The following is a 23309-nucleotide window of genomic DNA, read 5'->3' on the forward strand; positions in this document are numbered from 1 at the left end:
ATGCCGCCGGCCGTGCGGTGAACAGGAAGGTGGTCGTCGGACGGACGTGCCCCTAACACATATCGCCCGAAAGTTCGCGGCGGTTTCGGGAAACGACAGACATCAAAACAAGACCTTACAGCGACGACGCCGCAATGATGAAGGGCGTCTCGAAGAAGATCTCCTCGAGATTATGCTCGCTCCCCGCGCGATCGACCACGAGGAAATCGCTGACGGCACCGACCGCGACCAGCGGATGATGCCAGACGTTGCGGGCATACTGCACACCCTGGCGGCCGGAACAGGCGAAAACGCGGGGACGACCGGGCCGGCCATCCTCGTCCTCGGCGACGACCGCAAGCCACGACCGGCTGTCGAGCGGGATGAAACTCTGCGAGCCCCACGGATGCCGCTCCATCATGTCCACGGCATAGGGGAACAGCCGGGGCTGCCCGCGAAAGATGCTGAGAATGACGCGGGCGTCCTCGCCGGCCGCCTCGGCCGTACTCAGCGCATGAAACCGCTCCGTCGTTCCGCCATTGATCAGGCGCATCGTTGCCGGGTCCGCTTCGATGACACTGCCGAAGGGAGCGAAGGCCGCGGCCGTCAGCGGCTCGATCGGCAGGACCTGCCCGGTCATGTGGCCGATCCGGGCCCAGCGCCCCGTTCGGATTCGACCTTGGATTCCGAAAGAAGTGCGTCCAGCCGAAGCCGCGCGATGGTTTCGACCTCGGCCGTGGCCGTCGCGAATTCTTCCTCGGGCGTGTTGTCCAGCCGAGCCTCGAAAGCCGCGAGGATATCCTCCTTCGTCTTGCCGCGCACGGCGATGATGAAGGGGAAGCCGAACTTGTCGGTGTAGATCGCGTTGCAGGTGGTAAAGCGCGCGTGCTCCTCCGGTGTCAGACGATCGAGCCCCGCCGAGGCCTGTTCAGCCTTGCTGTCGGCCGTCAGCTCTCCGGCGATTGCCAGGCGTCCCGCCAGATCGGGATGGGCACGCAACACCTGCAGCCGTTGCTCCGGCGAGGCGGCCCGGAAGGCCTGGACCATGGCCGCATGCACGGCCGGTGCCGTCATCGGCCCGCTGCCCAAAGTGCCGAACGCCTCTTCGGCAACCCATGCGGAATGCTCGAAGATGCCGCCGAACCTCGCGACGAAGGCCGCCTTGTCCGTGCTGTCCATGGTGTTGGTCATAGGTCACCCTTAGGCTTGTGGTGCGCATGCCAGTGGCGCGCGATGTCGATTCGCCTGGCGATCCAGACCTTCTCCTTCGAAAGCACATAGTCCACGAACCGCGCCAGTGCCGCTGCCCGTCCCGGGCGGCCGACGAGGCGGCAGTGAAGGCCGATATTCATCATCTTCGGGCTGCCCTCGGCGCCTTCCTCGTAGAGCACGTCGAACGTGTCCTTGAGGTAGGTGAAGAACTGATCGCCGGAATTGAACCCCTGCGGCGTGGCAAAGCGCATGTCATTGGCATCGAGCGTGTAGGGGATAATGAGATGCGGGGTCTGTGGCGTCCTGCCCGACACCCAGTACGGCAACTCGTCCGCGTAGCTGTCCGAGGAATAAAGGAAGCCGCCGTCCTCGATGACGAGCTTCAGCGTATTGTCCGAAGGCTTGCCCTGATAGAGCCCGAGCGGATGCGATCCTGTCAGTTCCGTGTGCAGCCGCACGGCTTCCTGGATGTGGCGGCGCTCCTCCTCCTCCGTGAAATCCTTGTATTCGAGCCATCGATAGCCGTGGCTGGCAATTTCCCAATCGGCCTCCTTCATGGCGGCGACGGCGTCGGGATTGCGGGCCATGGCCAGTGTCACGCCGTAGACCGTGACAGGAACGTTGCGGCGTGTGAACAGGCGCCACAATCGCCAGAAGCCGGCGCGCGAGCCGTACTCGTAGATCGACTCCATGTTGAGATTGCGCTGGCCCGGCCAGGGCTGCGCTCCGACGATCTCCGACAGCAGCGATTCGGAGGCCTTCTCGCCATCCATGATCGTGCTCTCGCCGCCTTCCTCATAATTGACCACGAACTGAACGGCGATCCGGGCCTCACCGGGCCAGTGCACCTCCGGCGGATTTCGGCCATAGCCGACGAGATCGCGCGGTGTCGAAAAAGTCATGTCGAACCCTCTTTGTCGCCGAACGGTACCATCCGAAGCCGGAAAGTCGAGGCATAAAGATCGATATCGACAGCCGAAACCGGTCAGCCGGCAGGAGGCTCGTCAGATCCGGCGCGACCGGGCGAATGTGGCCCCTGTCTCGCGCCCCTGCCTCACGCCCCTGTCGTCAACCGGCGCATGGCCCGGGCCATCTGCACTTCGCGCGCAGGTGTCGCAGCCGAGGTCGCGGACGCGGACGGCGGGGCAAAACGCCCCGTCGGCTTGTGGGGGGAAAGCTTGCCGAGCGGATGCTGGGAATGAACGCGCAAGGGTGCGCCGGCGCCGGGTTCGATGAACAGGGCGAGGCTTGCGACTTTCACGGGCTGCGCGAGCACGGCCTCGAACTGCGTCCGCACCGGGCCTTCCATCTTTTTGCGCATGCCGGCCGTCATGGGCCCGGTCAGCATCATGTGGAACCGGTACTCCTCCATCACGAACGGATCTCCCCAGCGATGCAGGTTCGAAAACTGCGTTGCCGTCAGTTTGTCGGCATCGAGCCGCGCAATATCCTGTTCGGTGAACGGCGCCCGGAATTCGTCGAAGCTTTGGACGACCTGTGCCGCCAAATGCGTCATGGGCTCGCAGGGAACGCGCGGGCTGAGCCCGAAGGCGCCGCCGAGCCAGGAGACTTCGAGATCGGGAATTTCAAACGGGCTGATCTCACCAGCAAACCGCATCATGGCTTTCAGCAGCGCCGACTCGGTCTTGTCCTCCGCCAGATGGAAGGGTGCCTTGATCGAACCGTGAAAACCGTAGCGGCGCGGAACGGCGGTGTAGTAGGCCATGTCCTGCGCCGAGCATCCGGCGACCGAAAGTTGCTCGCAGAGGTCGCCCGAATAGACGTTGCGTCCCAGCCAGTCGGCGGCAGCCACGGAAAGCGGATCATGGATCGGCGGTGTGAAGCAGATGGCGTAGCGCATGGGAAACCTCGTTCTGTCCCTGCGCTACGTGATTTGCATGACAGGCTGACGAAGCCGGCCTGTTTCCCCGCGCAAAAGCCGCGGAACCCGCTCCCCTGCCCAGACGTTCACCAACGGACAGACCCAGAAAAGGAGACGGAACGTGACCGATCACAACCCCAATCTGAACGACGTCAGCCCCCGCATGCAGGGCGGCAGCTCAAAACTGCAGGATGCAAGCATCGTCGAAACCCAGGATCTGATCGCAAGCGACAAGGTTGAGGGAACACGCGTCTACGGCGCGGACGGCGAGCGGATCGGTTCGATCGAGCGCCTGATCATCGGGAAACGATCCGGCCAGGTTGCCTATGCCGTCCTGGGCTTTGGCGGCTTCCTCGGCATCGGCGAGGATCATTATCCGATTCCGTGGGCAAAGCTCAGCTACGACGAGGACCTCGGCGGCTACCGGACCGAACTGACCCGCGAGCAGGTCGAGAAGGCACCCAAATACCGCAGCGACGACGAATACGCCTGGAACAGGGAGAACGGGCGGCAGGTCTTCGACTATTACGGCGTGCCCCCCTACTGGATGTAGGCGCGATCTCCCTGCCACGGCGAAGGAAAAGGGTGCACCTCCTCGGATCGGCGCCCTTTTCATCCTGGCCATCAGCGTCGGATCGATGACCCCTGATCATGATGCGCTCATCATCCCCGGCCAGTCGAGGCTTAGGTGCGCAACGGCGCCGTCAGGTGGTGTTCGCAGCGGAATGATGCGGGTAGCGCGACGGCGCCCGCATCATCCGCCGAGCGGCCGCAGATGCCCTCCACCACGGCGTGCGCCAGGAGATGGGCAATGCCGAAACTGATCTTGAAGCCGCCGGTCATCAGATGCAGGCGCGGATGGTCGGGATGCGGGCCTGCCATCGGATCGCGTCCAACGGCACGCGGGCGAAGCCCCGCCCAGCGCTCGAGGACCGGCGCCCCCGCCAGCGCGGGAACCAGTCTTTCCGCCTTTGCAAGGAGTTCGTCGAGCCGGTGGTCGGTCGAGAGCGGATCGGCAAAGTCCATTTCACTCGTGCTGCCGATCGCCACGCCGCCGGCATCATGTGCGATGACATAGACTCCGTCCGAATAAAGGATTGGAAGGGCCGGATCGAGATCGACCCCGAGCCGCGCCGCCTGCCCCTTGACGCCTTTGCCGCTCGGCGGCCGCGGGCCGCCGCCTGCCGCTTGCGGCAGAGCATCGATCATCCGGAAACTGTCGACGCCTGCGGCCAGCACGATATGCTCGGCGTCGACGACGCTTCCGTCGAACAAGACTACCTGCCCGCGCTGCGGATCCATGCTGCGCACGGCGCACTGCTCCTGGATCGTCACGCCACGAAACGGCCTGAGCGTTGCAACCAGAAGCCGCAGCAGACCCCGCGGTGAAACCCGCGCCGCAAGCCCGTCGAAAACAGCCCCTTCAACGACGACATCGGGAGAGAACAGGCCTTCCGGTGTGGTATCGAGAACCTTCCACGCAAACGCGGCATGCAAAGCGGCAGGCCCCGTCCGCCAGTTGGCGTCGGCATCGGCAACCTGCCCGAGCGCGATACCTCGCAGATGTGGCTTTGCCAGTGGAATGAGACGGCCCGTGCGCCTGTAGCCTGCAGACAGGCCCGTCTCCGCCTCCATCCTGCGGATCTCGCTCTCCAGCGAAACCAGCGCGTCGAACTGGAACTGCTTCTTGGCGTTCCAGCGATCCGGCGTGTGCGGCATCAAGGCGCCGAGCAGGCCGCCGCTTGCGCCTGCCCCGATCGCGGCGCGCTCCACCACCAGCACGTCAAGCCCGGCACGCGCGGCATGAAGCGCCGTCCAGAGGCCCATGATGCCCCCGCCGATGACGACCAGATCCGTCTTCCTGTCCGCCATCGATTGACCTTGCTCGCCGGGCTGATTATCGCATGTCCATGACCGCGCGCCACACGACCACGCCTGCCGATCTCGAAACGCCCAGCCATCAGACCCTCGACTGGCACAGCGGCGATATGCCGTATTCCGTGGAGTTTGACGATCATTTTTATTGTCGCACGGACGGTCGTCTCGAATGTGGCCATGTCTTTCTGCACGGCAACGATCTGCCCGGACGTTGGCAGAACGCGCCAAATTTTTCGATCGGCGAACTCGGTTTCGGCACCGGGCTCAATTTCTGCGAGACGTGGCGCCAATGGAACCTGGCTACGAAACCCGCCGGCGCGCGTCTTGCCTTTACCTCCTTCGAGCGTTTTCCGATGACCGCGGCAGACATCGCCCGCGCCCTCTCCGCATGGCCCGAAATCCGGGACGAGCGCGAGGCACTGATCGCCGCATGGCCGCAGACGCTGGCCGGCACGATCCGCCTCGATCTCTCGGGCGACGTCACGCTCACCATCGTCTGCGGCCCTGCGCTGGAGACGGTCAGCGCCGCACCCACGCTGTTCGACGCCTGGTACCTTGATGGCTTTGCGCCTTCGCGCAATCCAGACATGTGGTCCGCGGAGCTGATGGCGGCCGTCCACGCCCACACGGCCGACGGCGGGACCTTCGCCACTTACGCCGCAGCCGGTTTCGTGCGACGCAATCTGCAGGCCGCAGGCTTCCAGGTGGAGCGCCGTCAGGGCTTTGCCGGCAAGCGGGAAATGCTGCGCGGTGTTCGGCCCGACCCGAGCACCGACACGCCCTGAAAACCGGCGCATATCTCGCACCTGCGAAAAGACAGCTTGACTTTTCGGCCGCAAACAACGACATGAGGGCCAGCGTCACCTTCCGGCCGCCGCGTGAGCGAGCCAAGCGGATTCTGTCAATCCGTCGTGAAGGCTAAGCGCACCTATGAGACCGTGCCAGATTCGGCACCCGCAGCGCAGACAGCTTTTTCAACCCACCAAGATCCCATTTCACGCGGGGTTCTTGAAACCAGATGACCCGGAACCGCAGGACGCGGTGTTCCGGCCCCTGTCGTTTGGCGCCCCGAAAGGCATGATTTTGACCGATTTTACTTCCCTTGGCCTCTCTGAGCAGATGGTAGCGAACCTCACACTGGAAGGTTTCACCAAGCCGACGCCGATTCAGGCCGAAGCCATTCCGCTCGTCATGGCAGGCCATGACCTCATCGGCCTTGCACAGACCGGCACCGGCAAGACCGCCGCCTTTGGTCTTCCGATGATCGAACGCATGCTGGCCGACGGCAAGCGTGCCGACCCGCGCAACGTGCGCGCCCTGATCCTTGCTCCGACGCGCGAACTGGTGAACCAGATCGCTGCCAACCTGAAGGTCTTCGTCAAGAAGAGCCCGCTGCGCATCGGCCTCGTCGTCGGCGGCGCTTCCATCAACAAGCAGACCCAGCAGCTGGAACGCGGCGTCGAAATTCTCGTCGCCACCCCCGGCCGCCTCCTCGATCTTCTTAACCGCAAGGCCGTGACGCTGACGACGGCGCGCTATCTCGTGCTCGACGAAGCGGACCAGATGCTGGACCTCGGCTTCATCCATGACCTGCGCAAGATCTCCAAGCTCGTCCCGAAGAACCGCCAGACCCTGCTGTTCTCGGCCACCATGCCGAAGGCGATCGCCGATCTGGCTGGCGACTATCTGACCGATCCGAAGCGCGTCGAAGTCGCAACGGCCGGCAAGGCCGCCGACAAGATCGAGCAGTTCGTGCACTTCGTGAGCGGCAAGGACGGCAAGGTTACGCTTCTCAAGCAGTCGCTGACCGCAAACCCCGATGGCCGCGCCATCGTCTTCTCGCGCACCAAGCATGGGGCCGAAAAGCTGATGAAGCACCTGGAGTCGGTCGGCTACTCCGCAGCCTCCATTCACGGCAACAAGAGCCAGGGCCAGCGCGAGCGCGCCCTCAAGGCCTTCCGTGACGGCGAGATCAAGGTTCTGGTTGCCACCGACGTCGCTGCGCGTGGCATCGATATTCCGGGTATCACGCACGTCTACAACTACGATCTCCCCGAGGTCGCCGAAGCCTATGTTCACCGCATCGGCCGTACCGCCCGTGCTGGCCGCGACGGCATCGCCATCGCGTTCTGCGCGCCCGACGAGGCTCGCCTGCTGCGTGACATCGAAAAGCTGATGGGCATGAGCATCACCGTCGCGAGCGGCGAAGCACCTGCGAACATTTCGCGCGCCCCCGCACCCCGCAATGCGCGTGGCAATGGCGGCCGCGGCAGCAACAATGAAGGTCGCAACGGCCAGGGCCGCGGCGAAGGCCGTGGAGGCCAGGGTCGCGGCGAAAACCGCGGCGGCGAGAACAACCGTCCGGCCCGCGTGGCACAGGCGCCGAGCCCCTTTGCGGGCGACGACCTCCTGGCCGGTGACGAAGGGTCGCAGCGCCGCGAGCACCGCAAGGGCCAGGGCCCGGCCGCACAGGCCGCCCACCAGGCAGCACTTGCCAAGCGGAACGGCAACCGCAATGGCCGTCCGGGCGGTGCACCGCGCGCCAATCGCGGTCCCCGCCCTGCTGCCGGCAGCCCGGGGGCTCAGGCCGCCCAGCGCCGCGAAGGTTCGCGCCGCGAAGAAGCGTAAGACAGTCTGAATTCCAAGACGAGAAAACGGCGGGACGCGAGTCCCGCCGTTTTCGTTTGGGACGCGTGCATGGCGCGAAGCAGTCCGCCCAATGAATAAGCAGGTGCGACGGCACCGGGCGCGAACTCCGCCTCATGGCCCTGCAGCCGCCTTGCCATTCCGCCTGAAAAAGCCATCTTCTCTTTGGAGGGGACAGCCGGAACGAGTGAAAATTTCTTTCCGGCGGAAACGAGCATGCTTCTTGCATTGCCGAAGCGCTTGTAATCAAATGGCTTAAAAAGGGGACCAAGCCGTTGGCATTCGATGAAATGATGAATGCGGACAACACTCCGCGACCGCCTTACGCAACTTACAACGAATGGTATGCCAACCAGGACCGAGCCCGCCTGATCGCCAAGTCGAAAGAGGCCGAGAACATTTTCCGCAAGACCGGCATCACCTTTGCCGTCTACGGCCATGCGGACAGCGCCGAAAAACTCATTCCCTTCGATCTCATCCCGCGCATCATCTCCGCGCGGGAATGGCGCCGCCTCGCGCAGGGCATCGAGCAGCGCGTGCTCGCGCTCAATGCGTTCCTGGACGATATCTATCACAAGCAGGAGATCATCAAGGCGGGACGAATCCCGCGTGAACTGATCGAGAAAAACGATGCCTTCCTGCCGCAGATGGTCGGCATGCGACCACCGGGCGGCGTCTACACCCACATCGTCGGCACCGACATCGTACGCACAGGCGAGGATCAGTTCTACGTTCTCGAGGACAATGCCCGGACACCCTCCGGCGTGAGCTACATGCTCGAGAACCGCGAGACGATGATGCAGATGTTCCCGGAGCTGTTCTATCAGAACCGCGTCCAGCCGGTGGAGAACTACCCCTATCTGCTGCGCCATTCTCTGGCGGCCGTGGCCCCTCCGGGATGCGAGGGCAAGCCGCGCGTGGCCGTTCTCACACCCGGTATCTACAATTCCGCCTATTACGAGCATGCCTTCCTGGCCGACATGATGGGTGTCGAACTCGTGGAGGGCTCCGACCTGCGCGTCATCGACGGCAAGGTCCGCATGCGCACGACGCGCGGCTACGAGGCCATCGACGTCCTCTACCGGCGTGTCGACGACGACTATCTCGATCCGCTGACGTTCAAGCCGGAGTCGGCGCTCGGCATTCCCGGCATCATGGATGTCTACCGTGCGGGCAACATCACCATCGCCAACGCGCCGGGCACCGGCATTTGCGACGACAAGGCGATCTACTCCTACATGCCGGAGATCGTCGAGTTCTACACCGGCCGCAAGGCGCTGCTGGAGAACGTGCCGACATGGCGCTGCTCCGAGGCGTCGAGCCTGCAATATGTGCTCGACAATCTCGCCGACCTGGTCGTCAAGGAAGTTCACGGCTCCGGCGGCTACGGCATGCTCGTCGGCCCGACGGCCTCCAAGAAGGAACGGGCACTGTTTGCCGAAAAACTCAAGGCGCGCCCGAGCAACTACATTGCCCAGCCGACCCTTTCCCTCTCGACCGTCCCGATCATGGTCAACAAGGGCATTGCACCGCGCCATGTCGACCTGCGTCCCTATGTGCTCGTATCCGACAAGGTACAGATCATTCCCGGCGGTTTGACCCGCGTGGCTCTGAAGGCCGGCTCCCTGGTGGTGAATTCCAGCCAGGGCGGCGGCACGAAGGACACCTGGGTACTGGAGGACTGATCGGCATGCTCGGAAGAACAGCAAACGGCCTATACTGGATGTTCCGCTATATCGAGCGGGCCGAAAACAGCGCCCGCCTTGTCGACGCCGGACTGCGCATGTCCCTGACCCGCTCGCATCTCGGTGAAGACAACTGGGAAAGCGTGCTGCAGAGCTCGGGTGTGATGGACATCTACGAGCAACGCTACGAGAGCGCAACCAGCGCTGATGCCGTCGATTTCCTGCTGCGCGAAACCACCAATCCGTCGAGCGTGCTCTCCTGCATCGAGACCGCCCGCAGCAATGCACGCATGGTGCGCACGGCGCTCACGCGCGAGACGTGGGAAGCGGTTAACGAGTGTTACCTCGACCTGAAGTCCATGCTCGCCCGAAGGGTCAAAGCTGCGGACCTGCCGGAGGTGATCGATGCGATCAAGCGCAAGACCGGCTTGATCCGCGGTGCCTTCCACGGCACGATGCTGCGCAACGACCTCTTCAACTTCTCCCGCATCGGCACCTTCATCGAGCGCGCGGACAATACGGCCCGTATTCTCGATGTAAAATACTACGTCCTTCTGCCGGCCGTGTCGCAGGTCGGCACCGCCATCGACAATGTCCAGTGGGAATCGATCCTGCGCTCGGTGTCCGCGCATCGCAGCTATGGTTGGGTCTACGAGGCCGAGTACAAGGCCGCCAACATCGCGGACTTTCTCATTCTGAACGGTCGCATGCCGCGCTCGCTCGCCTATTGCTACGAAAAGATCAACAGCAATCTCTTTTATCTCGAACGGGAGTATGGTGAGCGGCACAGCGCGCACGATACGTCCGAGATCACGCTGAAATCGCTGCGCAACTGCTCGATCAAGGATGTGATGGACCAGGGCCTTCACGAATATATCGAGACGTTCATCACCCAGAACAACCGTCTGAGCCAAGAAATCTCCGACGGCTACAGGTTCTATTGAGCAAGGACAGAGCAGGCGCATGCGACTGAAGATCACGCACACGACCGAATACAGCTATGCGGAGCCGGTGAGCTATTCGCTGCAGCGGCTCCGTCTCACGCCCTTCTCCCAGCCGGGACAGACCGTGCTGAACTGGGAGACCTCGGTCGAAGGCGCGAAGGTGGAGGTCGGCTACGAGGATCATTTCGCCAACCGCGTCACCCTTGTCAGCGTCATGGGCGATCAGATCCGCATGCGCATCGTCGCGAGCGGCGAGGTCGAGACGCAGGACCGCGCCGGCGTGTTCGGGCCGCATCAGTCCTATATTCCGCTCTGGCTCTTCCAGCGCGACACGCCGCTGACCAAGCGGACGAAGCAGATTCGCGATCTCGCCAAGTCGCAGAGCGGTGATGGCGTTCTGGCGCAGATGCACAATCTGATGGGCGCGATCCACCAGGCGGTGACCTTCGAACCGGGATCGACGGGAACGGACACTTCGGCGGACGAAGCGCTGACCCGCGGCATCGGCGTCTGCCAGGATCATGCGCATATCTTCCTCGCCTGCGCCCGCGCGCTCGGCCTGCCGGCCCGCTACGTCTCCGGATATCTGATGATGGACGACCGGATCGAGCAGACGGCGACGCATGCCTGGGCCGAAGCCCATCTTCCCGGCCTCGGCTGGGTCGGTTTCGACGCCGCCAACGACGTCTGCCCCGACGACCGCTATGTCCGCATCGCCACCGGTCTCGACTATCGCGACGCCGCCCCGATCTCCGGACTGGTCCACGGCGCCGCGAACGAAACGCTGACGGTGGCGCTGACGGTCGAACAACAAGGGCAAAGCCAAAGCCAGAGCCAGAGCTGAGCCAAGCAAGGCTCGAAAATGCCCACGCCCGATGCCATGCAACGGCAGCCGTAACGCCGGACGGAACGTCACGCGCGCATTGAGAACCGGCAGCGGAACAGCCGCCCCCTTACCGCCAGCCTGCTGACCGGGCCGACCGGATCGCGTCTACAGCACCCCGACGGTCACCACCTCCGCAGCCGCGACCACCAGCCGGTTGCGTAGCGGCAATCCGAACCCTGCAGCCTCCATTTCGAACACATCGCCCGGCTCGGTGCGCACACCATCACCGAAGGAGAGCGTCGCCGTGCCGAACATGTGCACGTGGACATCGCCGGGCGCACGGAAGAGGCCGTATTTGAAGTGGTGGTATTCGAGATTGGCGAAGCTGTGAGACATGTTGGCCTCGCCCGACAGAAACGGCTTCTCCCAGAGGATGGCGCCATTGCGCAGGATGCGCGAGGTGCCGCGGATATCGGGCGGGGCGTTGCCGATCCGGATCTCCGGGCCGAAACTGGCCGGCCGGAGTTTCGAATGCGCGAGGAAGAGATAGTTGACGCGCTCGGTCACATGGTCTGAAAATTCGTTGGCGACGGCAAAGCCGAGGCGGAAAGGCTGGCCGTTGTCGGCGATGACGTAGATGCCGGCCATCTCCGGCTCCTCGCCCCCGTCCGAGGCGAAGGCCGGAGAAGCGAGATCGCCCCCGGGTGCTGCAAGCTGCAGGCCGTTGCCCTTGTAGAACCATTCCGGCTGAACCCCGGTTTCTCCCGGCTTCGGCTTGCCGCCTTCAAGACCCATGCGGAACATCTTCATCGAATCCGTCATTGCAGCCTCGTCCTTGGCCGAGGCATGCATCGCGTCGCGGGTCGCGGCCGAGCCGAGATGGGTGAGGCCCGTCCCGGTCAGGTGGAGATGCGCCGGATCGGGATGGGTGATCGGCGGCAGGAAGCGTCCTTCTGCAGAGGCTGCCTGCAGGTCGACGACACCGCTCACACCGCGCGTCGTGACCACATCGGCCAGCATGCGCCCGGAATTGGCAGCCTCGAGCGCCAGCTCGTAAAGGCTCGACGCGCCGCGGACGGCACGCCCCGGCTCCCCCTCCTCGCGCATGACGACCGTGATCGAACCGTCGTCATTGCGGATCTGCGACATCAGCATGGTGTGTTTCCCTTCCTCGAATGCAAACGCCGCCATCTGAGCGTGTCAGACGGCGGCGTGATCGTGAACGACGTGAGCGGACCCTCTCGGGAAACGATCAGCCCTTGTTCTTGTTGTAGACGTCGAAGAACACGGCGGCGAGCAGGACCAGGCCCTTGACGAGCTGCTGGTAGTCGATGCCGAGACCCATGATCGACATGCCGTTGTTCATGACGCCCATGATGAACGCGCCGATGACCGCGCCGGTGATCTTGCCGACGCCGCCGGAAGCGGATGCGCCGCCGATGAAGCAGGCTGCGATGACGTCGAGTTCGAACCCGACGCCAGCCTTCGGTGTTGCCGAGTTCAGGCGGGCTGCGATGATCATCCCGGCGAGGGCCGCGAGAACACCCATGTTGACGAAGGTCAGGAAGGTCAGGCGCTCGGTATTGATGCCCGAAAGCTTGGCGGCCTTCTCGTTACCGCCCATGGCGTAGATGCGACGGCCGATGGTCGAGCGCGTGGTGATGAAGGTGTAGAGCGCGATCAGGAGCGCCATGACGATCAGGACGTTCGGGAAACCGCGATAGGTCGACAGCTGAAAGCCGAGAAAGATCGCGACGACGCCGATGATGGCCATCTGGATGGCGAAGAACACGAAGGGTTCGTTTTCCGTGCCATGCTTGTCGTTCGTGCGACGCTCTTTCAGGCCGAAATACACCGCGAGACCCACGAGCACGATGACGGCGACCAACGCGAAGAGATTGGTGACGACAGCCGGGTTCGGATTGGCAAACCAGAGTAGATCCGGAACGAAGCCGGTGGAGAGAACCTGGAACTCCTTGGGGAACGGGCCGATCGGACGGTTCTGCAGGATCAGGTAGGTCAGGCCGCGGAAGACGAGCATGCCGGCCAGCGTCACGATGAAGGACGGGATCTTCTGGTAGGCGACCCAATAGCCCTGCGCTGCACCGACGAGACCGCCGAGAACGAGGCAGAGCGGCACAACGATGGAGAAGTGAATGCCCCACCGCACGAGCATGATGGCGGACAGGCCGCCGGTGAAGGCGACGATGGACCCGACCGAAAGGTCGATATGGCCGGCGACAATGATCAGCAGCATCCCCAGCGCCATGATGACGATGAAAGAGTTCTGCAGGATCAGGTTGGTGATGTTGACGGGGCGGAACAGAACGCCGCCCGTGACGAACTGAAAGAACAGCATGATCACGACGAGTGCGACCAGAAGGCCGTATTCGCGGATATTGGCCTTCAGATAGGCGCCGACGGACGGCTTTGCTGCTGGTGCGCTGGTTTCAAGGACCATTATTGCTTCTCCCCGGAGCGCATGATGGCTCGCATGATGGATTCCTGGCTTGCTTCACCCTTGGGGAGTTCCGCGACGAGGCGACCTTCGTTCATGACGTAGATCCGGTCGCAGGTTCCCAAGAGCTCGGGCATCTCCGACGAGATCATGAGAATGCCTTTGCCCTCGGCAGCCAGCTGGTTGATGATGGAATAGATTTCGTATTTCGCACCGACGTCGATGCCACGTGTCGGCTCGTCGAGGATGAGGATTTCCGGATTGGTGAACAGCCACTTGGACAGGACGACCTTCTGCTGGTTGCCGCCCGAGAGGTTGACCGCTTCCTGGTAGATCGAGTGCGACCGGATGCGCAGACGCTTGCGGTAGTCGGTGGCCACCTCGCGCTCGCGATGCCCGTCGATCACGCCGCCATTGGCCACGGCCGGCAGGTTGGCGAGCGTCGTGTTGTGCATGATATTGTTGTTGAGCACGAGGCCGAGATGCTTGCGGTCCTCGGTCACATAGGCGAGCCCGGCTTCGATCGCCTTCTGGATCGTGCTGACATCGACCGGCTTGCCGTGCATCATTACGTCGCCGGTGATCTTGTGACCCCAGGAGCGGCCGAAGATGCTCATGGCTGTCTCGGTGCGCCCTGCCCCCATCAGCCCGGCGATGCCGACGACCTCGCCGGCGCGAACCGTGAAGTTCACGTCATGCAGGAACTGCCGGTCGCGGTGATGCTGGTGGTAGACATTCCAGTTCTTCACTTCCAGCAGCGTGTTGCCGATCTTTGGCTCGCGCGGCGGGTAGCGATCGTCCATGTCGCGCCCGACCATGCCTTTGATGATCCGGTCTTCACCGATATCTTCGTTGTGGCAGTCGAGCGTTTCGACCGTACCGCCGTCGCGCAGGATCGTGATCTTGTCGGCGACCGTCTTGATCTCGTTCAGCTTGTGCGAAATGATGATCGAGGTCATGCCCTGCTTGCGGAATTCCATCAGGAGATGGAGGAGGGCCGCCGAATCCGTTTCGTTGAGCGACGCCGTCGGCTCGTCGAGGATCAAGAGGCGCACCTTCTTCGAAAGCGCCTTGGCGATTTCCACCAGCTGCTGCTTGCCCACGCCGATATCGGTGATCAGGGTCGCGGGCGACTCCTTCAGGCCGACCTTGGCAAGAAGCTCGCGGGTCCGGGCGAAGGTTTCCTTCCAGTCGATGACGCCCTTGGACGCCACCTCGTTGCCGAGGAAGATGTTTTCCCCGATCGAGAGCAGCGGAACGAGCGCCAGTTCCTGGTGAATGATGATGATGCCGAGGTGTTCGCTGTCGGAAATGTCCTTGAACTGCCGAACCGAGCCGTCGAAAACAATGTCTCCGTCGTAGCTCCCGGCAGGATAGACGCCGCTCAGAACCTTCATAAGGGTCGATTTGCCAGCACCGTTCTCACCCACGAGCGCGTGGATTTCGCCCTCACGAACCTTGAGATTGACGTTGTCGAGCGCTTTCACGCCGGGAAACGTCTTGGTGATGCCCCGCATTTCGAGAATGTAATTGTCCATGTCAGGCGTTCCAGTGGCCGTCCGTCGTGCGATGAGGTGGGACCGGCCGAGGTCAAGCTCCTCATATGCCAAAAGGGTCCGCGACTGGTATCGCGGACCCCATGATAGCGTGATCGCTTAGTTGTCGATCTGCTCGGCCGTGTAGTAGCCGGCGCCGACCAGAACGTCCTTGACGTTGGTCTTGTCGACAGCAACCGGCTTCAGCAGGTAGGCCGGAACGACCTTGACACCGTTGTCGTAGGTCTTGGTGTCGTTGATCTGGGGCTCCTTGCCGCTGATCACGGCATCGACCATGCCAACGGTAACCTTGGCCAGTTCACGCGTGTCCTTGAAGATCGTCGAGTACTGTTCGCCAGCCATGATCGACTTGACCGAAGGCAGCTCGGCATCCTGGCCGGTGACGATCGGCATCGGCATGTCGCCCGAGCCGTAGCCAACGCCCTTCAGGGCCGAGATGATGCCGATCGAGAGACCGTCATAGGGGGAGAGAACGCCGTCGACCTTGGCGTCGGTGTAGGTCGAGGACAGCAGGTTTTCCATGCGGGCCTGTGCAACGGCACCGTCCCAACGCAGCGTGCCGACCTGTTCCATGCCCATCTGGCCGGACTTGATGACGATCTTCTTGGCGTCGATCAGCGGCTGGAGAACCGACATTGCGCCGTCGTAGAAGAAGAAGGCGTTGTTGTCGTCCGGCGAACCGCCGAACAGCTCAACGTTCTTCGGCTCGGTTGCGCTGTCGAGCTTGAGGCCGTTGACGAGCGTCGTTGCCTGGAGAACACCAACCTGGAAGTTGTCGAACGTCGCGTAGTAGTCGACGTTGCCGCTGTCGCGGATCAGGCGGTCATAGGCAATGACCTTCACGCCGGCTTCGTGCGCCTTGGCAAGAATGTCGGAGAGCGTCGTGCCGTCGATGGCGCCGATGACGAGAACCTTGGCACCCTTGGTGACCATGTTTTCGATCTGGGCGAGCTGGTTCGGAATGTCGTCGTCAGCAAACTGCAGGTCGGCGGTGTAGCCGGCTTCCTTGAACAGCTTTTCCATGGTCTCGCCGTCCGAGATCCAGCGCGTCGACGTCTTCGTCGGCATGGAAATGCCAACCGTGCCCTTGTCCTGCGCGAACGCCGGGAATGCGAAGGACGCGACGCCGATGGCGGCAGCGGCCAGAAGTGATGTAACCAGTTTCATACGGTCTCTCCCTGGAGTGTTGACCGCGCCGGCCTGGAACCGTCGCGATATGTGCAGCGCTAGACGCACCCGAGCTTTTTATCCCGGGTCGGGAGGGAAAATGGATGAAGAAATCCCCCCGGCTTAACCTCCGCAAGCGCCGGCGCACATGGCGGCAAACTGGAATCAAACTCCATAACTGTCAAATACAATATTCGATCAGTCCCATATTTAATTTGGTATAAATAATGAAAAGAATGTGATTTTTATCCACCCGGGGAGCCGGGAGAGTCACGTCACATGGAAGATACGGAAAATCAAGGGCTTGTACCTGTCGGCGCATCTGCGCGCAATGTTTTCAAGTCCGGTCTGAAGCTTGTGCACCTGCATCTGATCCTGGCGATCGAGGACAGGGGCCAGATCAGCGGCGCTGCCGACGCTCTCGGGATCTCGCAACCGGCCGCGTCGCGCATGCTCGGCGATATCGAATCGATCTTGCGTGCGCCGCTTTGCGAGCGTGTGGCGCGCGGTGTGGAACTGACCCCCTACGGCAAGGCGCTCGCCCGGCGTGCACGCACCATTTTCCTCGAGCTGCGAGAAACTGCCCGCGAAATCGGCGAGCTGAAGACGGGCCGCGGCGGGTCGGTCTCCCTGGGATCGGTGACCGGCCCTGCCCTGCATCTCGCCGTGCCGGCCATGCATCAGGTGACGACGGCCTATCCCGGCATCGAGATCAGCATCCAGATCGAGAACAGCAACGTTCTCATTCGCGAACTCATGGCTGCCCGGCACGACTTCGTCATCGGCAGGATCCCCGACGATATCGATCCGCGAAAGTTCGACCTTGTGGAGATCGGATCGGAGGATGTGTGCCTGATCGTCCGCGAAGGACATCCCCTCCTCGAAAGGCCGGTCATCGTGCACGAGGATCTGCCAGGCTATGATTGGGTCTTCCAGCCGGCGGGCACGCTGCTGCGCCGTGCCGTCGAGGACAGCTTTCTGGCAAGCGGCGTACCGCTCCCGAGCACGACCATCAACACGTCCTCGATCATCCTCACGCTCTCCATCGTTCGCAACACCAATGCGATCGCGCCGGTCGCGAAGGACGTGGCCGAACTGGTGGCCGGCCGGGGCAGTTCCATCGGCGAGATCCGCGTCCTGCCGATCGATTTCGCCATCACCATCCGTCCCTACAGCCTCATCACGCCGCGCGGCCGCGAGCTTCCGCCCAGCGCAAAGCTGCTGCACGACCTGATCCTGCAGGAAGCGAAGGCCTGACAGACCGCACTGGACGCGCGTGGACAGGCCAGCGCAACCTTCTCGTGCTTGGCTGGCGGCATGAGGACAGCCGTGCCCTGCGGCAACCAAAGCCTTTCCGGAAACGGCCATGTTCGGCAAATCGCTCTTCCAGTCCGTGCTCGAACGGCTCGACGCGGAAAACCCGCCCGACGCCCTCGCCACGCCACGGCATGCAGGCATCAGCGGCATCCCTGCGGGCCTTGCGTTCGATACCGAGCCGACGACGGCCGGAGATGCCGTGCGGCAGGCCTATGCCGATATGGTGGAGGTTCAGCACCCTGCTCCGATGCCGTCGCCCCAGCCCCAGATCCAAAAATCCAAGAGCCCTCCGCCACAACCAAGACAGCGACCCGCATATCTCGACCGGCTGTCGCCGGCCGACGTGGCCGAGGATCTGGACATCTCGAGCGTCGATACGCTGGCGACGCTCGCCGAGAAACGCCGCGCCTTTGCCACCCGCAATCATCCCGATCGCCATGCGCCGGAAGACCTGCAGGCGGCGACCACGCGCATGACGATCGCCAACATGTTGGTGGACGAGGCCATGCGCCGCACGAAGCGCGGACGGCCGATGGGCACGCCGGCGCGCCGGCCGCGATAAAAGCGTCTGGACGTCCGACGATCAGGCGGACGGTTCGTCGCGGGCCGATCTCTCTGACGTAGCCGACAGAGGCTTCTCCGCGTCTGTCGCCGTCTCCTGTGCGACCACCTCGGTCGTCGCCTTCGGCTTGAAGAACACGATCAGCGTTGCCGAGGTGTAGGCCGTCACCGCCAGAAAGATCATGCCCCAGGTCGTGGCGCCGTTCCAGAACTCGACGGCGGTCCAGAGCGCGCAGCTTCCCACGATCAGCAACCGCCTCCAGAGAGGGCGGTAGAAAGGGTGATCCGGATCGATGAACTTCTGCATGCAGCCTCTTGGAGCGGTCGCGCGCGCTGAAGGTGGGTGGGGTTGGCGCAGCCTGCCCACAGCACATGCGCAAAAAACCTTCAAAGCGCAAGACCGCCCGCTTGACGCGCCCAAGGTCGACGGAATAAAAATTCCAAACGGCGGGAGAGATCAACCTTTCGTTCCGGTGACGGCGTCGGCCCGCGGGGACGTCTGGCAAGACCGCGACATTGCCGATACCGTCCCGTCTCGACATCCTGCGGCCTGCCACGGGCGGATCGCCTGGCGCTTGTGCGGAGTGAGCGTAACATTCCGCGTCCCCCGGCTTTCGGGCCGCTCTATCGAAAGTGGTAACATGACTGTGAGATTTGGTCTCCTCGGTGCCGGCCGTATCGGCAAGGTCCATGCGAAGGCCGTGAGCGCCGACGCGCATGCGCGCCTCGTCGCCGTTGCCGACGCCTTTCCTGCGGCCGCCCAGGCCATTGCCGATGGCTATGGCTGCGAGGTCCGCACGATCGAGGCGATCGAAGCTGCGGACGATATCGATGCCGTCGTCATCTGCACCCCCACCGACACCCATGCCGACCTGATCGAGCGTTTTGCCCGCGCCGGCAAGGCGATCTTCTGCGAGAAGCCGATCGATCTCGACGTCGGCCGCGTTCGCGACTGCCTGAAGACAGTCGCAGCCACCGGCGGCAAGCTGATGGTCGGCTTCAATCGCCGGTTCGACCCGCACTTCATGGCCGTGCGCCAGGCGATCGAGGACGGCCGCATCGGCGATGTGGAAATGGTCACGATCACCTCGCGCGATCCCGGCGCGCCGCCCGTGGACTACATCAAACGCTCGGGCGGCATCTTCCGCGACATGACGATCCACGACTTCGACATGGCCCGCTTTCTGCTCGGCGAAGAGCCGACCATCGTCACGGCCCACGCCGCCGTGCTGGTCGATCCAGAAATCGGCACGGCCGGCGATTACGACAGCGTGTCGGTGATCCTGGAAACCGCGACCGGGAAGCAGGCGATGATCTCCAATTCGCGCCGCGCGACTTATGGCTATGACCAGCGGATCGAAGTGCACGGCTCCAAGGGCGTCGTCTCTGCCGAAAACCAGCGCGCCGTCTCGATCGAGATCGCCAATGGCGACGGCTACACCCGTCCGCCGCTGCACGACTTCTTCATGACGCGCTACACCCAGGCCTATGCCAACGAGATCGCTAGCTTCATCTCGGCCATCGAGACCGGCAAGGCGATCACGCCGTCGGGTGCCGACGGTCTCGCGGCACTGGCGCTGGCCGAAGCCGCGATGAGGTCCGTCAAGGAAAAGCGCCAGGTCGCCGTCGAGATCTGAACGTCGACGTTCCTGCCGACGGGATAACCGTCAATAGGTTTTCGGCAGGGCGTCCAGTTCCGCTAGGAACGTCTGGGCGCTCTGCCGGGTCTCCGCCTTCTGCTTCGGGCTCATGCGGCCCCACGCGGCATAGACCGGCCCCAGCCGGTGATTGCCCTTCAGCTTGTCCTCGTTTCTCGCCAGAAAATCCCAGTAGAGCGCATTGAACGGACACGCGTCCTTTCCGGTCTTCTTGCGCACGTCGTAGGCGCAGCCTTCGCAATAGTCCGACATGCGGTTGATATAGTTGCCGCCGGCAGCATAGGGTTTCGAGCCGAGGAAACCGCCATCGGCAAACTGGCTCATGCCGATGACGTTCGGCAGTTCCACCCACTCATAGGCATCGGCATACACCTCCAGGTACCACTGGTGGATCTCGAGCGGTCGCACGCCGGCGAGCATCGCGAAGTTTCCGGTGATCATCAGCCGCTGGATATGGTGGGCATAGGCATTGTCGCGGGTCTCCGAGATCACCTGCCGCAGGCAGGCCATCCGCGTCTCGGCCGTCCAGTAGAAATCCGGAAGGGCACGATCCGCCTCCAGAAAATTCATCTCCCGGTAATGCGGCATCTTCAGCCAGTAGACGCCGCGGATATATTCGCGCCAGCCGATGATCTGGCGCACGAAGCCTTCGACCGCATTCAGCGGCGCATGGCCTGCAAGATAGACTGCCTCCGCCCGACGACAGAGATCGAGCGGATCGAGCAGGCCGGCATTGAGGTAGAACGACAGCAGCGAATGGCTGAGAACGGGATCTCCGGACAGCATCGCATCCTGCCGCTCCCCGAATCTCGGCAGGTGATCGACCATGAACCGATCGCGCAGCGTCTCCGCCTGACGACGGGTCACCGCGAAGTCGAACCCCTCGAGCCGTCCGAAATGCGCCGCAAAACGCCGACCCACCAGATCCAGCACCTCCTGCGTGATCGCATCCGGCTCGAAACCCTTTCGCGGCTGAGAAAACAGATCGAGCGTCGCGGGCTTGCGGTTGTCGGCGTCGAAGTTCCAGCGCCCGCCCGCCGGTGCATCCCCCTCCATCAGGAGGCCGGTCTTGACGCGCATCTCCCGGTAGAAGGTTTCCATCCGCAGCTGTCGGCGCCCACCGGCAAAGGCCGCAAATGCGGCTCGGGAGCAGAGAAATCTCCGATCGTCGAGGATCTCGACCGGAAGATTGAACGCCCGCTGCCAGCCCGTCATCATGTCGAGGACCCGGAACTCGCCCGGCTCGGTGACCCGGACGCTGTCCGGCCGCAACGCCGACACCGCACGCCCGACCTCTCCGGTGAACGAACCGGTGTTGCCCTCGTCCTCCAGACGGACATAGCGCACCGTCAATCCCTTCGCCCGGAGCTCCTCTGCGAAGTGGCGCATGGCCGAAAACAGGAATGCGATCTTCTTGGGATGATGCCGCACATACTGCGCCTCCTCCATGATCTCGCACATCAGCACCACGTCGTCTTCGGATGCGTCTGCAAGGCTCGTCATGTCCGGCGAGAGCTGGTCTCCGAGAAGGACGATGAGATGGCGGACCTTCTCCGCATTCATCGGCGCCATGGCATGCTCCCGCAAAGCAAGACGCCCCCCGCCTGCCCCCGTCCCGCGCCGACGAGCGCCGCTACCACAGGATTGCCGTCCCGTCATAAGCGAGGAACTGCCCGGTCTGCGCGGGTGAAAGATCGGACAGAACCGCGAGAAGCGCGGCGGCCGCCTCTGCCGGCGACATCTTGTCCGCGTGCTTGCCATGGGTGGAGGTCAGCCCGGTGTCCACGGTACCAGGATGCAGGGCAACGACGACACTCTGGGGCGCGGTTCGCGCGATCTCGATCGCGGCGGTGCGCACGATCTGGTTGAGTGCGGCCTTTGCCGAACGATAGGAAATCCAGCCGCCGAGCCTGTTGTCGCCGATGGACCCGACACGCGCGGACAGGGTTGCAAACAGGCAACGCCGATCCCGCGGCAGCAAGGGCGCAAAATGCTTGATCAGCAGCGCCGGCCCGATCGCATTGACCGCAAACTGCCGCGCCATCACCGCCGGGTCGATGGCCCGGATCGTCTTCTCCGGACCGTGTCCGTCGATTTCGAGCGCGCCCGTCGCATCAAAGACGAGGTCGACCGTTCCCATCGCGTCGCCGATGCGCCGGGCCGCAGCCGCGACCGACGCCTCGTCCGTCACATCCATCCCGTCATCCCGCCGCGAGAGCCCGACCGCCGCGCTGCATTGCGGATCCGCATCGAGGGCAGACAGGACAGCAGAGCCGATCCCGCCGCTCGCCCCGAGAACCACCGCCCGGTATCCTGCCTCAAATCCCCGCATCCGCCCTCTCCGCCCCGACGCCCGGCCGATCATCCGATCAGCCCCAACCGGTCCACCCCGTGAAACCGCGATCTCTACGCCCCGAACGCCAGACCGGATCTCTCTTGTGCTTCACGCCGGACGCTGCGGATTTTCCACCAATCCCTCTCTTGCCCATTGATGCCGGCCCGAACCTGGGCTATGAACCCCTCATCCACCCGGCAAGCGCCGGTTGCTGCACCCGTAGCTCAGCTGGATAGAGTGTTGGATTCCGATTCCAAAGGTCACAGGTTCGAATCCTGTCGGGTGCGCCATTTAATCTCCCTAAAGCATTAATTTTATTACTTCTTTCAGATTATTAGCTCACACTTTTCCTCATTTCTTCCCCCAATCGATACTGGAATGTGAAGCACTCACCAGCACGCTTTTGGATATCTCTGGCGCGTCTCGCAGTTTGCCCAGCGAGCCCACGGATTTCTAGGACCTGCAGCGTTTCGCCTTCCGCGCTGTTAACGCTGCCCCAGGAAGACGGTAGAGCGTTCGGATGAAACGGGAACGAAGGTGGCACGTGCTGAGAGCGCGGCGGCTCAGCAGGCTTCTTGACCTTTTAACGTTCGGGGTTAGCGGCAGCTTGGTTTCTTCGGCTTGATGTCGGCGGCCGCAGGAGCAACGATTGCGTCGCTCTTCGGCGCCGTCTTCACGCCTTTTTTCGTGACCAGCCGGGGCTTGCTCTTCGACGATGGGCATATCAGCGATAAAGCTCGCTGCGAGTGTTTTTCAGCGTCTTCAACTTACTCTCTATGTTTTGCCCTTCTCCATCGCCGCCCCTCACGGGGTGGTTGCGTTCGTGTAAGTTTACGAATCCTTAAAGTTAGCGCCCTAAAAATGGAGTCGGCCCTGGAGAGAAGCTTTTACGTTTTCATGCTCCGGGCTGTCGTGCCGTATCCTCCTTTTTATGGTCAATCCCCGATGTCGTCAGATCACCCCTACGATCGGCCACTTGAGCTGAAAGAGCTGGAGACGCTCATGGCCGTGCGCGACATCTGGTGCCAGGGCCAGGGCATTGCGGAAACGGACGGCGCCTATCTTCAGGTCCTGATGGATCTCATCGACGGCTATCAGTCGGGGATCCGGGAGGCCGACCAGATGTTCGTCCGGCTCCAGCTTCTGGCCATCGGCACCGGCAGGCCATGACGCACGGCCCTGGCCCGACGTGCCGGGCCGGATGC

22 protein-coding genes and 1 tRNA gene are annotated in these 23309 nt (G+C 63.0%); 11 read left to right on the top strand and 12 right to left on the bottom strand.

Annotated elements, in window-relative coordinates; genetic code table 11:
* Positions 1-115: 115 nt before the first annotated feature.
* The 4 genes from ASG25_RS16495 to ASG25_RS16510 all read right to left on the bottom strand — a co-directional run bounded on the left by ASG25_RS16495 (position 116) and on the right by ASG25_RS16510 (position 3052).
* The gene (locus tag ASG25_RS16495) at positions 116-619 is read right to left on the bottom strand and encodes an ureidoglycolate lyase (protein WP_062476314.1); all 504 of its coding nucleotides are present in this window, start codon (positions 617-619) and stop codon (positions 116-118) included.
* The gene (uraD, locus tag ASG25_RS16500) at positions 616-1170 is read right to left on the bottom strand and encodes a 2-oxo-4-hydroxy-4-carboxy-5-ureidoimidazoline decarboxylase (protein ID WP_244479432.1); all 555 of its coding nucleotides are present in this window, start codon (positions 1168-1170) and stop codon (positions 616-618) included. Before uraD ends, ASG25_RS16495 begins: the two co-directional genes overlap by 4 nt.
* Positions 1167-2093: an allantoinase PuuE gene (gene puuE, locus ASG25_RS16505; protein ID WP_062476320.1), complete on the bottom strand. Its 927-nt coding sequence runs from the start codon at positions 2091-2093 to the stop codon at positions 1167-1169. Before puuE ends, uraD begins: the two co-directional genes overlap by 4 nt.
* A gap of 152 nt (positions 2094-2245) precedes the next feature.
* Complete coding sequence (locus ASG25_RS16510; RefSeq protein ID WP_062476322.1) at positions 2246-3052, bottom strand: DUF1045 domain-containing protein; 807 nt, start codon at positions 3050-3052, stop codon at positions 2246-2248.
* A gap of 184 nt (positions 3053-3236) precedes the next feature.
* Here ASG25_RS16510 and ASG25_RS16515 point away from each other — a divergent pair, with 184 nt between their 5' ends.
* On the top strand, positions 3237-3626 hold the full coding sequence (locus tag ASG25_RS16515) for a PRC-barrel domain-containing protein (protein ID WP_062477075.1): 390 nt from the start codon (positions 3237-3239) through the stop codon (positions 3624-3626).
* A gap of 131 nt (positions 3627-3757) precedes the next feature.
* On the opposite strand, the gene ASG25_RS16520 is transcribed toward ASG25_RS16515, so the two are convergent.
* Positions 3758-4945 (bottom strand): FAD-binding oxidoreductase, encoded by a 1188-nt coding sequence (locus tag ASG25_RS16520; RefSeq protein WP_062476325.1) that lies wholly within the window; start codon positions 4943-4945, stop codon positions 3758-3760.
* A 38-nt stretch (positions 4946-4983) separates the two neighbouring features.
* Here ASG25_RS16520 and mnmD point away from each other — a divergent pair, with 38 nt between their 5' ends.
* The 5 genes from mnmD to ASG25_RS16545 all read left to right on the top strand — a co-directional run bounded on the left by mnmD (position 4984) and on the right by ASG25_RS16545 (position 11070).
* Positions 4984-5736, top strand: coding sequence for a tRNA (5-methylaminomethyl-2-thiouridine)(34)-methyltransferase MnmD (gene mnmD / locus ASG25_RS16525; protein ID WP_062477078.1), 753 nt, complete (start codon positions 4984-4986; stop codon positions 5734-5736).
* A gap of 298 nt (positions 5737-6034) precedes the next feature.
* Entirely contained in the window at positions 6035-7579 is a 1545-nt protein-coding gene (locus ASG25_RS16530) for a DEAD/DEAH box helicase (RefSeq protein WP_062477081.1), read from the top strand.
* A 308-nt stretch (positions 7580-7887) separates the two neighbouring features.
* Entirely contained in the window at positions 7888-9282 is a 1395-nt protein-coding gene (locus tag ASG25_RS16535) for a circularly permuted type 2 ATP-grasp protein (RefSeq protein ID WP_082475868.1), read from the top strand.
* A gap of 5 nt (positions 9283-9287) precedes the next feature.
* Positions 9288-10226 carry an alpha-E domain-containing protein gene (locus ASG25_RS16540; protein WP_062476333.1) on the top strand — a complete coding sequence of 313 codons (939 nt, stop codon included), beginning with the start codon at positions 9288-9290 and terminating at the stop codon, positions 10224-10226.
* A gap of 19 nt (positions 10227-10245) precedes the next feature.
* Positions 10246-11070 (top strand): transglutaminase family protein, encoded by an 825-nt coding sequence (locus ASG25_RS16545; RefSeq protein ID WP_062476338.1) that lies wholly within the window; start codon positions 10246-10248, stop codon positions 11068-11070.
* 147 nt (positions 11071-11217) lie between these two features.
* On the opposite strand, the gene araD1 is transcribed toward ASG25_RS16545, so the two are convergent.
* From araD1 to chvE, 4 genes are all read right to left on the bottom strand, one after another.
* A complete protein-coding gene (gene araD1, locus ASG25_RS16550; protein ID WP_062477084.1) occupies positions 11218-12207 on the bottom strand; it encodes an AraD1 family protein in 990 nt (329 codons plus the stop codon).
* A 97-nt stretch (positions 12208-12304) separates the two neighbouring features.
* A complete protein-coding gene (mmsB, locus tag ASG25_RS16555; protein ID WP_062476341.1) occupies positions 12305-13513 on the bottom strand; it encodes a multiple monosaccharide ABC transporter permease in 1209 nt (402 codons plus the stop codon).
* Positions 13513-15048, bottom strand: a complete 1536-nt coding sequence (gene mmsA, locus ASG25_RS16560) for a multiple monosaccharide ABC transporter ATP-binding protein (protein WP_062476345.1) — start codon at positions 15046-15048, stop codon at positions 13513-13515. The genes mmsB and mmsA overlap by 1 nt, the downstream gene beginning before the upstream one ends.
* Before the next feature lie 117 nt (positions 15049-15165).
* Positions 15166-16233 carry a multiple monosaccharide ABC transporter substrate-binding protein gene (gene chvE / locus ASG25_RS16565; RefSeq protein ID WP_062476349.1) on the bottom strand — a complete coding sequence of 356 codons (1068 nt, stop codon included), beginning with the start codon at positions 16231-16233 and terminating at the stop codon, positions 15166-15168.
* A 279-nt stretch (positions 16234-16512) separates the two neighbouring features.
* Here chvE and ASG25_RS16570 point away from each other — a divergent pair, with 279 nt between their 5' ends.
* Together ASG25_RS16570 and ASG25_RS16575 are read left to right on the top strand one after the other, a co-directional pair.
* Positions 16513-17490: a LysR family transcriptional regulator gene (locus ASG25_RS16570; RefSeq protein WP_062476352.1), complete on the top strand. Its 978-nt coding sequence runs from the start codon at positions 16513-16515 to the stop codon at positions 17488-17490.
* Between the two features lie 109 nt (positions 17491-17599).
* Positions 17600-18112, top strand: coding sequence for a hypothetical protein (locus ASG25_RS16575; RefSeq protein WP_062476355.1), 513 nt, complete (start codon positions 17600-17602; stop codon positions 18110-18112).
* Positions 18113-18133: 21 nt separating this feature from the next.
* Here ASG25_RS16575 and ASG25_RS16580 read toward each other — a convergent pair whose 3' ends face one another.
* Positions 18134-18418: a hypothetical protein gene (locus ASG25_RS16580; protein ID WP_062476358.1), complete on the bottom strand. Its 285-nt coding sequence runs from the start codon at positions 18416-18418 to the stop codon at positions 18134-18136.
* Between the two features lie 334 nt (positions 18419-18752).
* On the opposite strand from ASG25_RS16580, the gene iolG reads away from it, so the two are divergent.
* Positions 18753-19748: an inositol 2-dehydrogenase gene (gene iolG / locus ASG25_RS16585; protein WP_062476361.1), complete on the top strand. Its 996-nt coding sequence runs from the start codon at positions 18753-18755 to the stop codon at positions 19746-19748.
* Positions 19749-19778: 30 nt separating this feature from the next.
* Here iolG and ASG25_RS16590 read toward each other — a convergent pair whose 3' ends face one another.
* A complete protein-coding gene (locus tag ASG25_RS16590; RefSeq protein ID WP_062477088.1) occupies positions 19779-21332 on the bottom strand; it encodes a cryptochrome/photolyase family protein in 1554 nt (517 codons plus the stop codon).
* A gap of 70 nt (positions 21333-21402) precedes the next feature.
* Positions 21403-22101, bottom strand: coding sequence for an SDR family oxidoreductase (locus ASG25_RS16595; protein WP_062476364.1), 699 nt, complete (start codon positions 22099-22101; stop codon positions 21403-21405).
* A 216-nt stretch (positions 22102-22317) separates the two neighbouring features.
* On the opposite strand from ASG25_RS16595, the gene ASG25_RS16600 reads away from it, so the two are divergent.
* Both ASG25_RS16600 and ASG25_RS22830 read left to right on the top strand, forming a co-directional pair.
* Positions 22318-22394 (top strand) — tRNA-Arg (locus tag ASG25_RS16600).
* Positions 22395-23049: 655 nt separating this feature from the next.
* Positions 23050-23274, top strand: a complete 225-nt coding sequence (locus tag ASG25_RS22830) for a hypothetical protein (RefSeq protein WP_156379787.1) — start codon at positions 23050-23052, stop codon at positions 23272-23274.
* The last annotated feature ends 35 nt before the right edge of the window (positions 23275-23309 follow it).

The organism is Rhizobium sp. Leaf384 (assembly GCF_001424065.1).
Lineage (GTDB): Bacteria > Pseudomonadota > Alphaproteobacteria > Rhizobiales > Rhizobiaceae > Ferranicluibacter.